We start from the raw sequence: 13,739 nt of genomic DNA on the forward strand, positions 1-13,739 counted from the left end.
AATCTCATCATGGCAGAAGGGGACGAACGTCTGGCGGCTATGTTTACGGGATGCGGAGCTTGGTGCTGCAATTAAAAAACGGCTGCTTGACTAAAAGATTTACCAGCCTAACGTTTCTTTTCGGTTGAAACTTTCGGGTAACATCTATTACGCAAATTCTCCGTTAGGTAATATATATGACAAAACTTCTCCGGTTCAAACCTTGGCTTGAACCCGCTTTAATAGATGATAAAAACGCTCTGATACTTTCGGAAACAACCTCACACACCCTGAAAGGTGAATTGCTGATCACCATGCTGCCGCTTTTGGACGGTAGCCGTAGCGAAGACGACATCGTGGATGAGCTGTCTGACCGTTTTGATATGTCTGAAATATTCTACCAGCTCATCCAATTGAAGAAGGTCGGTCTGGTTGAAGCCGTTCCCAAACAGGAATGGGAAACGAGCGCAATTTTTCATGACCGGATGGAGTGTGATTTATCGAAACTCGACTCGCCGACCAAAATCATAGTCACCAGCCTTAACAGTCTTGACCCGCAACCTATCGCCGATCATCTTTCCGGCCTGAAATTCTGTAAGGCTGTAACCGCTGATTGGCAGAAGGCTGACCTAAACGACGGCGCTATATGGATCGTGCTCACGTCCAATTACCTCGATCCCAATTTGGAAATATTCAATGCCAGAGCACATAAAAGCGGCACACGCTGGCTGCCCTACAAGCCGGACGGCATCGAGCCATGGTTCGGCCCGCTGGTTGATCCGGGCGAGACTGCCTGTGTAGAATGCTTGCTCCACCGCTTGCGTGGACACAGGATCAAGGAGTTACAAATCGCCAGTAAAAAAGGCGAGCTTCCCCGATTTTCCCAAGGCAGGACCGCGGCATCCTTGAACGTCTCATGCAGCCTACTCGGTCTGGAGCTGGAAAAGTTTCTCTCCGGCAGCTCGCACTGTTTCATCGATAAAGGCGTGGTAACCATAGACCTCAAAACCTTGGAAACCAGCCGCCATGAACTGACCAGACGGTCCCACTGCCCCATATGCGGTAACGCTGAGGCGTGTGCATTATCAGGTTTCCCCGAAGAGGAATTTACCCTGACCTCCCAGCCCAAAGCCGACTACAACGACGGTGGCGAACGCATCAAGGCCGCAACCGAAACTATGGCCCGGTTCGAAACACGCATCAGCCCCATAACCGGCGAAGTCGGAACATTGAACGTACAAGAGAACGTACCGGAATTCTTCGGACGAGCAGTCAGTTCCTCATGGGCCACTCTCAATGGACACAAAATGGATTCAAGCAAAGGGCGTATCGCTGCGGTCGGCATGAGCGCAGGCAAAGGACGAAGCGAAATTCAGGCCCGGACCAGCGCGCTTGGTGAGGCTTTAGAACGATACTGCTCCCAATATTTCGGTTATGAGCCGTGCCTCAAGGCCACCTATACCAGCATCGCTGACGACGCCCTGCACCCACTCGAACTCAATCAGTTCACAGACAGCCAGTATGAAAACCGCGAGGAGTGGGCCAAACGAGCCCATACCGGATCAGTTCCCAAACGATTTGACGAAAACACGTCAGTCGACTGGACCCCAACTTGGTCCCTGACCAACAAACGGTGGAAGTATGTGCCATCTGCCTTCATGTATTACCAATACCCCAAGGAAAACGGCGGCAGGTTCATCTATGGCGACTCAAACGGCGTGGCGGCTGGTAACTGCGTCGAAGAAGCTATAATACAAGGATTTTTCGAGCTGGTGGAGCGTGATGGTGTGGCTTTGTGGTGGTATAATATGCTCCAGCGTCCATGCCTGGACCTGCCCTCATTTGGCAGCGCATTTGCCATGGAGGCTGCCGAAGGATTACGGAGACACAACCACTCCCTGCATGTACTTGACCTAACCACGGATCTGGGTATCCCGGTCTTTGCTGCTGTAGGTTTACACTATTCCGATCCCGATGCTGAACCACACTTTGGATTTGGGTCCCATTTTAATGCCCGCATTGCCCTAGACCGAGCCGTCAGCGAAATGGGCCAGAGCTGGATTCTTGGAGAACAGATTATCCCCAACGAAATCAACCGAAAGGTAACCGGTCGAAATCTTTCGACAGAATCGTTCCTGCGCCCACCCAAGGGAGCGGCAACAATTCCCCTAAGCGCGTTCACTAATCATACCACCAATGATTTCCTCTCGGACATCGAAAAATGCGTTTCCATTCTGGACGACTTGGGCATCGAGATGCTCGTCACTGATCTAACCCGCCCCGAAGTGGGACTATCAGTGGTGCGCGTCATATCTCCTGAACTCGTCCACTTCTGGCCGCGGTTCGGAGCTAAGCGACTCTACGACACGCCTGTCAAACTTGGCTGGCTGGACACAGCCAAAACTGAGAAAGATCTCAATCCCGTCCCCTTCTATTTCTAGTGGATATTATGATGACACAGATTCAATTCACACTGAGAAGCAAAGTTTATTTTTACGAATCGGACCGCGGCGGCTCTCTTATTTCCATGACGGACAAAAAAACGCTTTCACTGAATGCTGATGCTGTTGAGGTTGTCAACGGACTGCAATCGGGCTGGCTGACCGAGGACGAAGCAGCGGAAAAAACAAACGATCTGAATCTTGGATATTTTACACTCATTACCATGCAAAAGGCGGGGATGCTGGATGCCCGAATAGTGAACAAAAACAAAAAGCTGTTCACCCTATCTCCTTCGCCGGAAGATTCCGCATTCAAGAAACAAATCGAATCCGGCACAACGTATCATTTGAATCGTTATGCCTATCTGCATCAGGCTGAAGACGCATTGCTGCTCGAAAGCCCACTTACACCCTGCCGGATCACGATATTCGACGCCAAGCTGACCGGAATGATCCACCAGCTCTGCACCGGAATGCGGTTAGACATAGCAGGCGATGATGCCAAGACTTTTCTATCCGTTCTCATAGCTCTTGGGATTGCAGAACCTGCCGGAATGGAAAAAGAAAACGATCCTATGGATTTCTGGCAATTCCATGATCTACTGTACTATGCGCGAACCCTCGATGGTAAAAATGCATATCCCACTGGCGGCACGTACCGTTTTCGCGAAAAAAGGCCTACTATTCCGATCAACAGGGAGTCTGTTTCCGACACCTTTATTGCACTGCCGGAACCTACTGAAGAATTAGCCGAGAGCTTGAACACCCCATTTTCCGAAGTGCTGGGCATGCGTCAGTCTCAAAGAGAATTCTCTGAAAATTTTATAACTTTAGAAGAACTGGGCGCGTTTTTCCATGCCGCCGCGAGAATAAAGAGCGTGCAAACCATCCCTGATAATGGCGAGATCGTAACGATGCGACCTTCCCCGAGCGGAGGAGCACGTCATGCACTAGAAATATACCCGCTCATCAAACGATGTGAAGGAGTCCCCCCGGGAGCTTATCGATATGACGCCGCAAACCACCGACTGGAGAGGGTTCCGACAACCCCGGACAAGCTAAAGAAAATGCTGGAAGAAAATCCCTATGAGTTCCTCGGCGGCGAGTCGCCTCAGATAACCTTGAACATTTCAGCCCGGATAGGCAGAACGGCCTGGAAGTATGAATCGATTGCCTATAAGCTCATAAATCAGGACATGGGCTGCCTCTATCAGACCTTCTATCTGGTAGCCACGGCTCTTGGATTGGCACCCTGCGCTCTCGGTTCAGTGAATACGGAAAAGCTTGGCAAGGCGCACGGCATAGACTGGAGCGAGGAACCCTTTATAGGTGCTTTTACACTTGGAAAAACAAATGACTGACAACCGAATTTCTATATCCCTTCCATCTGACGCACGCTGGATGTCCTTTGCTCAGGACAGCCTGCAACGCTACAGCGAAATGATCGGCTATTCCCAAAGGTTGGAAAAAATGTGCTCCAGTTCTGTCATGGAAGCGTGCGAGGAACTAGTGAGCAAAGCCGCAGAAGTGGGAATAACCGACCCCATTGACCTATTATTTAACTACAAAGGCGAAACTATCGTCATTGACATCGCCTATAATGGCCGCATCCCCCTCAATCCTCACAAAACAGAAGAGTATGAAATTCCTGATGCTGACACCAGCCTGCAAGAATTAGATATGGATACCTTGTGGCTGCACATGATCAAGCGACGCATGGACCGGGTCCGGTTCATGGTTCAAGGATCACGGCACGTGCTGCGCATGGTCAAATATCGCCGCGAGGAAGGCAAAGAAAAACAGGCATGGATCATGTCCGTAAAACCGGAATTGCGCCAAGGGCTTATATTGCATCTTGCTGACGAAGACGCGGAACATCCCGCCTGCACGCTTCAGGCTACGGGAATGGGAGTACTCAAGCTCGGCCCCAGCGAAACATTCATCATTCAAAACATAGACGGCAAAACTTCGTTCCATGACCTATACATGGCACATATCGACGCTCTGGGTTTAACATCACCTGATATGCTGGCCGGACTATATGAAAAACTCGAAGCAATGGGGATGTTGTCCAATCCAGATGAAGATACAAAGAACACACACCTTAGAAGAACTCTCAAGAAAATAATCAACCCCAATATTTCCATACCCAATGCCGACATTGTGGTCGTGGCAGTCCATGATAAAACACGTTTTCTCTATTCCTTTCTCGGTCTGGCCATGTTGCTCGCCATCGGGCTGTCCGGAATTATACCTTATCTGGAACACCGCGCCCAATTCATACACGTCATCATGAATCTGGAAGAAACATTTCTCAGCACACCAATCCTCATAGTGCCCGTCTACCTCCTGACACTCATTCACATATGTTTACACGAACTAGGGCACGGCGTAACCTGCAAACACTACGGCGGCAACGTCCCACGCCTTGGCATCATGTTCTATCTGGCGTCATTCATCTTCTATTGTGACACTACGGCAGCATGGAATTTCCCAGATAAAAAACATCGCATTTTAGTCTCATTAGGCGGTCCGCTCATTTCCTTCTCCATTATGGGAATCGGACTCTGGGCGGCAGGACACTATGCCGGAACCGGCTTGATATGGGAACCAGTCTTCGTGGCTTTCAGCCTGCTTAACATCTTCGGGCTGGTCATGAACTTTAATCCGTTCATCAAAATGGATGCCTACTACATGCTGCTGGACTACACCGGCATTCCCAACCTGCGGCAACGTTCCTTCAAATTTCTCGAGCGCAAAACCCTAGGCTGGCTGGGCGTCGGCTCGGACGAAGACACCAAAGTCACCATAAAAGAGCGAAAAATATTCTGGTGGTATGGCACCCTTGGCGGTTTCGTAACGCTCGTCTTTCTTGCAATACCAATATTCCGGCTCAACCATCTCCTCAGCGCCGAATCAGTCTCCGAAGGTAGGTTGCTCTTTGCCGTACTCATCGGAGCACTCCTGATTGTGCGTCTCAGCAACATTGCTTACAGCAAAATCAAGGCTGTGCGATATCGGGAATATAAAATTCAGTAGAGAGTTCATCCAATCAATAAAGCTGTCTTTGCCTCTACCCTCGCCAGTTCTGGACAAGTAGATATGTACACTCTGCAAAAGCTGCTCACTCATAAAACACCGTCTATGGTTCAGAGATATGCACACCTGCGTGATGATGCCATGATGAAGGCAAGTGAGGTTGTGGGAGGGCCGAAGCTCCGGTTGTTCGGAGCGTTCGGTAGCAGAATTAAGGTAATGTCCTATGGGGTTGTAATTATAATATTTGAGAGAGAAATTCCTGAGTTCGCTGCTCTGACGGAGCAGAAAACAACCGGGACGGGCTATCCTGTTCAAGGATCACGCCCTGATCCATAAAGGCCACGGAATCCGCCACTTCATTTGCAAATTTCATTTCATGAGTAACGACCATCATAGTCATACCGTCGTTGGCAAGGTCACGCATAACGGTGAGCACCTCGCCGACCAGTTCCGGATCAAGGGCCGAGGTAGGTTCATCAAAAAGCATGACCTCCGGTTCCATTGCTAGAGCACGGGCAATTGCCACCCTCTGCTTCTGTCCTCCGGAAAGTGTTTCGGGATAGGCGTCAGCTTTATCGGACATGCCCACCTTATCCAGAAAAGACATACCTAGCTCAACAGCTTCCTTTTTGGGCAACTTCCTGACTTGGGTAGGTCCCTCGGTGACATTGCCTAAGGCCGTCATATGAGGAAACAAATTAAAATGCTGAAAAACCATTCCCACTCGGCTGCGCATGGAATTAATATCCTTTTCACTGCTAGGAACCTTGTCCCCGTTGATGCAGATTTCACCCTTGGTGTAAGTCTCCAGACGGTTTACACATCTAAGCAGAGTGGATTTACCCGACCCGCTTGCCCCAATGACAACTACAACGTCAGAGTTTCCAACATTTAGGTCTACACCTTTCAAAACATGGTTGGCATCAAACCATTTATGAACGCCTTCTATACTAATTGTATCCTGCATGACTACTCCTTAACCCCTGCTGGTATCGAGTCTCTTTTCGATTCTGTGAAATAGGAAAGTGAATGCCCCAGTATAGATGAGATAAAACACCCCGGCGATACTCAGCATTTCCATCATCATAAAATTGGAAGAAGCTAATTGCTGTGACTTGAGCAGCAGTTCATTGATGGTAATGGCACTGGCAAGAGATGAATCCTTCAGTGCGATGACAAACTGATTACCAAGGGCTGGAATAGCTCTTTTGAAAGCCTGCGGCAAAATAATCCTAATCATTGCCAGAGGATAACTCATACCGATACTGCGCGCCGCTTCCATCTGCCCAGAGGAGATGGAAATAATCGCCCCCCTGAAAACCTCAGCTATATAGGCGCCGTTATGGACACCTAGGGCCAGAACTGCTGCGGGGAGAGCCGACAGTCCGATCAAGCTGCGCATACCAAAATAGATGAACAACAGTTGTAAAAGAAGCGGAGTCCCGCGAATTATGTAAATATATGCATGAGCCGGAATATTGAATATCCGCCTGTCCGAAATACGCATGAATACGGCAATAAGGCCAAGGGCAAGCCCGAGAAGAATTCCCAGAACGGTAATCTCAAGGGTCATCCAAGCTGCCGGGAGAAAATACGGAATGTATTCCACCAGACTTGCTAAATCAAAATTCATCTATTTTCCTTTACTCAAAAAAATAAAGGGGGCCTTAGGCCCCCTTTATTTAGATTTATTTTTTAGTGATATCTACTTTGAGCCACTTCTTACTCAGCTTAGTAAGAGTGCCGTCTTCATGCATCTGGTTGAGTATCTTATTCACTTCATCCGTAAGGGTTTTGTCATCCTTACGAAAAGCTACTGCGATATCTTCCTTACGCAGCGGAGACCCAAGGGGCTTAATCTTGAACTTACCACTATTCATAGCGTTCACACCTACAACACGGTCGGTGATAACGCCATCGATGACGCCATTAGAAAGTTCGGTAAGGGTATGGGTATCGTCCTTGTAAAGACGGATATCAGTGACTCCGAGATCTTTGGCATCTTGTTCAAAAGTGGTTCCGGTTACCAATCCGACGGCCCTGCCCTTAAGTTCTTCTACAGAACTGAAAGGAGCCTGAACACCAACGAACATCTGAGCGCCGGAGTAGTAATAGGGAGTTGAAAAATCGACTACTTTTTTACGCGCATCGGTAGCAGCCATGCTGCCTAAAATTCCATCATAAACACCGGACCTAAGTCCTTCGATAATACCGCTCCACTCAGTAGTCACGGGATTGAGTTTCACGCCCAATCTTTTGGCAACTTCGTTTGCCACATCCACGTCAAAACCAACCAACTCATTATTTTTATTAAAAAAGTTAAAAGGAGGATATCCCCCACTCATGGCAAAGCTGACTTCCCCGGTTTCTTTGACCTTCTCAAGGCCGACCTTTTCCTGCTGGGCACAACCAGAGAAGGCTACAGCGACAAACAGCGTAAACACTGCAAGATATAAGGCGGTAAAACGTCTCATGTTTTCTCCTGTAATATGTACATTATTTTTCGAGATATACGCTTTTGCATACTATCATATGGGAAGTGGAAATGGAATTTTGAATTTCACTACGATGCACTGATGAGTTGAAGTAAAACAGAATTATTTGTTGCCCACAAGGCGATCTATTGGGTACACATTAGGTATATTAAATACCTAATGACTTATGAACTGACTTAATGTTTGAAGTAAGAAATCAGAGAGACACTCTTTCCCTGCAACCCAAGCTTGCGACGAATATTCCTATGGTAGGTGCAGACATGATTTGCTCACGGACCAGCAGAGCAAAATCCTCGTGCATGCCGTCTACCTGTTCGCAGATTTCTCAAGCCCGGCCCGGTCTCAAGGTGCTGACTATCGGCCATGTCACGCAGCCCGACATGAACGACAATACGAGACTAGAGCCTTGCCTTATGCATGGTAAGTTCAACAGAAATATCATTGCCGGAAAGCGTGGAACTGAGTCCGAAAAGTCGTTCCGAAGCGATCCTCTACCCTTTCACAGTCAAACGGTACTTCTGCAACTTACTGTTAGGCTTATCAGGAATAGTCATTTCAATAAGCCCTTCTTCCAGAGCCGGCTTGAGGTAAATCTCTCTAAATGATTTGCGATCTTTCAGACCCAAAACAGCTTGCAATTCATCACGACTCATTTCTCCAGAAATGGCTTCTACCAAAGCTTTAACATGGGGGGGGGTAACTTGGGGGGGCGTAGATGAAACAGCATCCAAAATCATCCTGCATTAAAATAGAAACTCACTTTGTTGGCGGAGCCATGTGAATTACCCGCTCCACAGACCAACTACCGAAACATTCATAAAACAATGACGTTACGAAATCGATTGATACGCCTTAGCCGCAATTCTTTTAAATTATCGATAAGGACGGTCAAACGCCCTACTACCTCGCTTATCTGGGATATCAGATTTACGATGGGTGGGGTTATTGTGTGGGGTGGGTGGTAGGTAGATTGGATGGTCATAGTTTTTTTAACAAATAAGAATCAAACAAACAATTAAACGAGTCGACAATACTCCCATTTATAGCCGCGATGTAATAAAAACAAATTTTACCAAAACAGTTCAAGTATGTGGACGTTTACAAGTGAAGCCATCACAATAGGAATAATAAACTTCAATTAAATTTAATTATTACATACCAGAGTATATAACTTATAGCATTTAAGTCGCAAATAAGATACTCGCTTACACGTTACATTTAAACGCTAGATAACATTTTGCCCTAACCTTGGCAGATAGTTTTTTCCCTATAAATTGGAGATCTGATATGTTTTTTCTTGGCTCGATCTCACTACTACTTTTCATTGTATTCATTTCTGTTGCAATATATTATTATTATAAACGAAAAAAATTTACACGTGAACGCTTTGCATTCGCTGTTTTTTTTGCATCTTCAGCTACAGTTACACTCATAATACAAACTTTTTTTGGCTATAACCCATATGTTACAATTATCGGTATAATAAACGTTATTTTTAATGCTAACATTCAACCACAACAAGCTGGGTTATCAGATAATATTCTAGCGATTCTTACTCTTTTTATATTCCTTTATTATATGAATTCTTTCTACAAGAACTGGAATGGCTTAATCTCTGAAAAACAATACGAAAATGAAATAATCAATGGCAACCAACCAATACCCTTCGCGTTTGCTTTTGAAGGACTATCTGAACTTCATCGCATGAAAGCAAAACTACCTCCGTCACCTGCTTACGAAAAAAAACAATCAGAAAAATATACAGCAGAACTATTACAAAATGTCGACAATTGCTCTTGGAATAACCAGGCAAGTTCACTAATTAAACTTAAATATCCTAGCTTATCTGTTACCGAAGACGATTGGCACGATAGAATTTCCTGTTGGATAGGTGAAGATAAAAAAATAGGTTTTCCTGTTGTCATATTCTGCCCTCAAAATACCCCCAGCAAAGAAAACATTTTAAGTCTAGTTAGCGACATAAAAAAGGACTATTTAAAGGATGAAGCAAGAAATATTGAATTGCTCATTATTACTCCAACTGGACCAAAACCAGCAATAGAAAAAGCTGAAGGCGTAACGATACAGAGCTTCGTAGAAGAAGATTTATTAAAAAATTTAGTCGATTTTTCAGACTATATTGCTGACATAAAAAAACAAGTTGAAAAAAATAAACTTCCAGATAGTGATCTCACTTTGAGAGACATCTATGTCGAATCTCAGGTGAAGGATTCTGACCAGAAAGACATAGAAATTACTCTTGAAAAACATCTTGAACAGTGGATCAATTCCCCTAGTCGCCAACAAATAGCGCTATTAGGAGAATATGGACAAGGAAAAAGCACAGGCTCTCTAATGTTTACATATAATTTATTATGCACAAAGAACATCAGAAGCAACCGAATACCTGTTTTTATAGACTTAAGAGGTAAGAATCCATCCAGCTTAGAACCTGAGCAACTATTAGCAGTATGGGCTGCCAAGTATAACATCAACCCTAAAGCAATGTTCACCTTACTTGTTGCTGGCAGACTGTCTATAATTTTTGAAGGATTTGACGAAATGCAAGGAGTCGCCGACCAAGAGTCCAGAATTGCACATTTCGCTTCTCTATGGAAGTTTTCCCAACAAAATTCTAAGATTATGATTACTGGAAGACCCAACTTTTTCCTTGATGATGAAGAAATGAAACAAGCGTTAGGTATTAACAAATCTCAAGGTATTGGGCCATCATGCAAAGCTATATACCTTCAACCTTTTAATAATGAACAGATTCTAAGCAGTCTAAGACACAGTGACAAATCGACTCAACAAGAAATAATATCTCTATGTAAAACAAACAATTCTTTCAAAGATCTGGCGTCCCGCCCATCACTATTATATATCATTAGCATCCTGTGGAATTCAGGAAAAATGAAAAAATACCGTAACACTAGCGAGCTAAATTCTGCGTTGGTAATGTCTAACTTCATTGATCATTGCTGCAACAGACAAACAGAGAAACAGGACAAAAAGAAGGCTTCTTCATTAAAATTCATGAATCTTAGCGAAAATGAAATAAAATACTTCATGGACGGAATAGCTGTTCACATGATGCATTCGAGCAGACAAAACCAAATACGAGGTAATGATTTTAAAAAAATAGTCCAACAATTATATTCCCTTATACCAGATAAAGCCTCTTCCCCAAAAGTTATGCTTGAAAATCCTCAAAAAACTCTGAAAGAAAGACTACAAGACAATCCTGAAGCAACGGATATCGTCTATACCAACGTCAGAAGTTATGGATTGTTAGTCAGAGATTTAAGCACTAACGACAGTTTTAAATTTCCCCACAAATCCTTTTTAGAATACCTGTATGCAGAATATATTGCCAACCAAATCATAAATTATAACTTTATAAAACGTAACGCAATAAACATGGCGATTTCCGACACAAAATCTTCAACGGGAAAGTATTATAATGTTGAAAGAGTTAATCCAGAAGCTCTCAATTTTGCGGGTGAAATTGTTGCAAACCATTTTACAGAGACCCCCCGCAACAACCAAAATATAAAAAACCGAAAAGGCATTATTATTTTTTTTAATGATTTAATATTTACTCCAAAAAGACTTCCATTTTTTCCAATTCCGAAAAAGATGGTTTCTCAATGCATGCAAAATTATTTAGCAATTACCGTTGCATCAAACGCTTCGTACGGAATAATGGAGAGGGCCAGCAGGGATCTCTTCGTAGGTTATTTTTCTCCCATACTAAAAAAATATAACCTCCAAACGAGAGCAGCTGTAGCATATAAGACTCTTATTTATTTAACTAAAAACAAAAAAGAAGTTGATTCTGCCATAGGATCAAAGTATGGGGACAAGTTTATAGTTGGTCTCTCCGAAATGCTGGATATAGAATGCAACTTCACATCCCCTAATAATTTAGAAAAAACACATACTGATTCTTCGACTTAGCACACATAATTTAAGTATAAACATTTAGTTTGTTAAACCCTTAAATCAAGAAATACCAAATGTATCTCTACTGCTATAAAACAAATTTATCCACAGCCCCCCCTCTATATCAAAACTTACCACTTTATCATTCTATTATTTATAATCTCCCTCATTGCCCTGACAACCTCCTCAACTCCCTCAACGCACCATCCAATCCGCTCTGCAAGTCCCGGCAACCCTGCACATCCTTTTCCATCTCGGCTACCCTTTGCCCCTGTTCGGCTATTCTCTGATCTTGCTGCTTCAACTTTGTTCCTGTGCTTCTACAGATGGCTGTCTATATCGCTAGTGATGGTATTCAATTCGATTTCGGCATATTCCAGCAAGTTCTTGCAATATAACTAGCTAGCTAACTGCCCCTTTGTCTGATGTAGACCCTACAAAACACCACGCACAAAAAAAGGGTTTACAGTCGTTAAACTGTAAACCCTTGATTTATCTGGTACCGAGAGAGAGAATTGAACTCTCATGGTATCACTACCGGCGAAAAAAGGAACCCGCGAAAAGGCAGAGAAAGGTAAAGGCATTACTTTTGATGAAATATGGACACAATTCTATCGGCCACAAGCAGAATCCAATAAATCTGCAAAATCATGGAAAAGAGAAGAAAGCCTCTACCGCATATGGATTTCACCGGCCATAGGCGAATGCCCTTTTGCCAACGTTTCAGCCCCTGACCTTGAAAGAATAAAATCCAATATGGCAGAAAAAAGATCTCAGCCCACGCTCAATACAATATGCGTTGGCTACTGTGCGACAGGTATATAATGTTGCCAAGAAGCAAGACATCTTTAAAGGCGATAATCCGGTCAAAAAAATAAAAATGCCTAAAATGGATAACCGGCGAACAAGATTTTTGTCAGAAGATGAAGCTGAACAGCTACTTGAAATACTAAAAGACAAACATGCTCTACTATACATTATCGCGCTTGTTTCTCTATATGGCGGCCTGCGGGCAGGAGAGATTATCAACCGAGAGTGGAAGGATCTGAACTTTGCTGAAAGCATGATCCTGATCCGAGACTCAAAAAATGGTCTTTCACGTCATGCATTTATGACAAAGCAGGTAAAAAAAGAACTTCGAGAACTCAAAATCCAGCTTTCGGTCATTGATACGGCTCAGGAAGTGGAGGACGTGGACCTTCCCGGATTCCGGCTGCACAAGCTCAAAGGAAGCCGTGCGGACCTATGGTCCATAACCGTCAATGGTAATTGGCGGCTGACCTTTGAATTCCGAGACGGAAACAGTTACATCTTAAACTACGAGGATTATCATTAATGACTATGTACAATCCCCCCCACCCCGGTGAGCTTATTAGCTCCGTGTATATGGAAGAGTACGCTCTCAGTTGCCGCAAGCTTGCAAAGAAGCTCGGTGTCGCACCCTCTCCTCGCACGCGTCCTGAACGGCAAGAGTGCGGTATCGCCTGAAATGTCCCTGCGCCTTTCAAAGGTTCTCGGCCGTACTCCTGAAAGCTGGCTGACTATGCAGGCCAATTATGACCTTGGCAAGATTCGCAGCAAGGTTGATTTGTCCGGAGTTACTCCTGTTGGGACGGATTGTCCGGTAGTGTAGGTGACTGAACTTTTGTTATCAGCAGGCCGTCGATTTAACTCCTATCGCTTACTCCATAAAAGCAAAAGCCCCGCAATGTGTTAACACATTGCGGGGCTTTTGCTTTTAGAACAAACAGGTCAAGACATTCAACAGATACGTACCTATTTTTCTTATTTCTTCAAAATAGTTTTCTTTATGATTGTTTTTTTGTTAACTATTTTTTGC

General features: G+C 44.6%; 11 protein-coding genes. 7 read left to right on the plus strand and 4 right to left on the minus strand.

The genetic code is table 11. The features are described 5' to 3' along the window. Positions 1-176: 176 nt before the first annotated feature. Genes BLT41_RS15850 through BLT41_RS15860 form a run of 3 tightly spaced genes read left to right on the plus strand, consistent with a single transcriptional unit; the run spans position 177 to position 5,459 of the window. A complete protein-coding gene (locus BLT41_RS15850) occupies positions 177-2,420 on the plus strand; it encodes a TOMM precursor leader peptide-binding protein (protein ID WP_092162894.1) in 2,244 nt (747 codons plus the stop codon). Positions 2,421-2,428: 8 nt separating this feature from the next. Next, a complete protein-coding gene (locus BLT41_RS15855) occupies positions 2,429-3,781 on the plus strand; it encodes a SagB/ThcOx family dehydrogenase (RefSeq protein ID WP_092162895.1) in 1,353 nt (450 codons plus the stop codon). Continuing rightward, the gene (locus BLT41_RS15860) at positions 3,774-5,459 is read left to right on the plus strand and encodes a M50 family metallopeptidase (RefSeq protein ID WP_092162896.1); all 1,686 of its coding nucleotides are present in this window, start codon (positions 3,774-3,776) and stop codon (positions 5,457-5,459) included. The genes BLT41_RS15855 and BLT41_RS15860 overlap by 8 nt, the downstream gene beginning before the upstream one ends. 235 nt (positions 5,460-5,694) lie before the next feature. Here the strand turns inward: BLT41_RS15860 and BLT41_RS15865 are convergent, their stop codons facing one another. The 4 genes from BLT41_RS15865 to BLT41_RS17715 all read right to left on the minus strand — a co-directional run bounded on the left by BLT41_RS15865 (position 5,695) and on the right by BLT41_RS17715 (position 8,685). Then, complete coding sequence (locus BLT41_RS15865) at positions 5,695-6,426, minus strand: amino acid ABC transporter ATP-binding protein (RefSeq protein ID WP_092162897.1); 732 nt, start codon at positions 6,424-6,426, stop codon at positions 5,695-5,697. A gap of 9 nt (positions 6,427-6,435) precedes the next feature. Continuing rightward, complete coding sequence (locus tag BLT41_RS15870) at positions 6,436-7,092, minus strand: amino acid ABC transporter permease (RefSeq protein WP_092162898.1); 657 nt, start codon at positions 7,090-7,092, stop codon at positions 6,436-6,438. A gap of 55 nt (positions 7,093-7,147) precedes the next feature. After that, positions 7,148-7,933, minus strand: coding sequence for an ABC transporter substrate-binding protein (locus BLT41_RS15875; RefSeq protein WP_092162899.1), 786 nt, complete (start codon positions 7,931-7,933; stop codon positions 7,148-7,150). A 512-nt stretch (positions 7,934-8,445) separates the two neighbouring features. After that, positions 8,446-8,685, minus strand: a complete 240-nt coding sequence (locus BLT41_RS17715; RefSeq protein ID WP_244512311.1) for a Fic family protein — start codon at positions 8,683-8,685, stop codon at positions 8,446-8,448. Positions 8,686-9,241: 556 nt separating this feature from the next. On the opposite strand from BLT41_RS17715, the gene BLT41_RS15885 reads away from it, so the two are divergent. The 4 genes from BLT41_RS15885 to BLT41_RS15900 all read left to right on the plus strand — a co-directional run bounded on the left by BLT41_RS15885 (position 9,242) and on the right by BLT41_RS15900 (position 13,532). Then, entirely contained in the window at positions 9,242-11,914 is a 2,673-nt protein-coding gene (locus BLT41_RS15885; RefSeq protein WP_092162900.1) for a hypothetical protein, read from the plus strand. A 510-nt stretch (positions 11,915-12,424) separates the two neighbouring features. Beyond that, entirely contained in the window at positions 12,425-12,724 is a 300-nt protein-coding gene (locus BLT41_RS15890; RefSeq protein WP_092162908.1) for a hypothetical protein, read from the plus strand. Between the two features lie 88 nt (positions 12,725-12,812). Further along, a complete protein-coding gene (locus BLT41_RS15895; RefSeq protein ID WP_170830393.1) occupies positions 12,813-13,235 on the plus strand; it encodes a type II toxin-antitoxin system RelE/ParE family toxin in 423 nt (140 codons plus the stop codon). Between the two features lie 27 nt (positions 13,236-13,262). After that, a complete protein-coding gene (locus tag BLT41_RS15900; RefSeq protein ID WP_280141313.1) occupies positions 13,263-13,532 on the plus strand; it encodes a HigA family addiction module antitoxin in 270 nt (89 codons plus the stop codon). The last annotated feature ends 207 nt before the right edge of the window (positions 13,533-13,739 follow it).

The sequence above is a fragment of the Maridesulfovibrio ferrireducens genome (genome assembly GCF_900101105.1).
Classification (GTDB): domain Bacteria; phylum Desulfobacterota; class Desulfovibrionia; order Desulfovibrionales; family Desulfovibrionaceae; genus Maridesulfovibrio; species Maridesulfovibrio ferrireducens.

Coding starts and splice junctions, on each gene's coding strand:
- BLT41_RS15870 (WP_092162898.1), bottom strand. CDS start 7,092: ATGAATTTTGATTTAGCAAGTCTGGTGGAATACATTCCGTATTTTCTC.
- BLT41_RS15855 (WP_092162895.1), top strand. CDS start 2,429: ATGATGACACAGATTCAATTCACACTGAGAAGCAAAGTTTATTTTTAC.
- BLT41_RS15850 (WP_092162894.1), top strand. CDS start 177: ATGACAAAACTTCTCCGGTTCAAACCTTGGCTTGAACCCGCTTTAATA.
- BLT41_RS15890 (WP_092162908.1), top strand. CDS start 12,425: ATGGTATCACTACCGGCGAAAAAAGGAACCCGCGAAAAGGCAGAGAAA.
- BLT41_RS15885 (WP_092162900.1), top strand. CDS start 9,242: ATGTTTTTTCTTGGCTCGATCTCACTACTACTTTTCATTGTATTCATT.
- BLT41_RS15875 (WP_092162899.1), bottom strand. CDS start 7,933: ATGAGACGTTTTACCGCCTTATATCTTGCAGTGTTTACGCTGTTTGTC.
- BLT41_RS15860 (WP_092162896.1), top strand. CDS start 3,774: ATGACTGACAACCGAATTTCTATATCCCTTCCATCTGACGCACGCTGG.
- BLT41_RS15865 (WP_092162897.1), bottom strand. CDS start 6,426: ATGCAGGATACAATTAGTATAGAAGGCGTTCATAAATGGTTTGATGCC.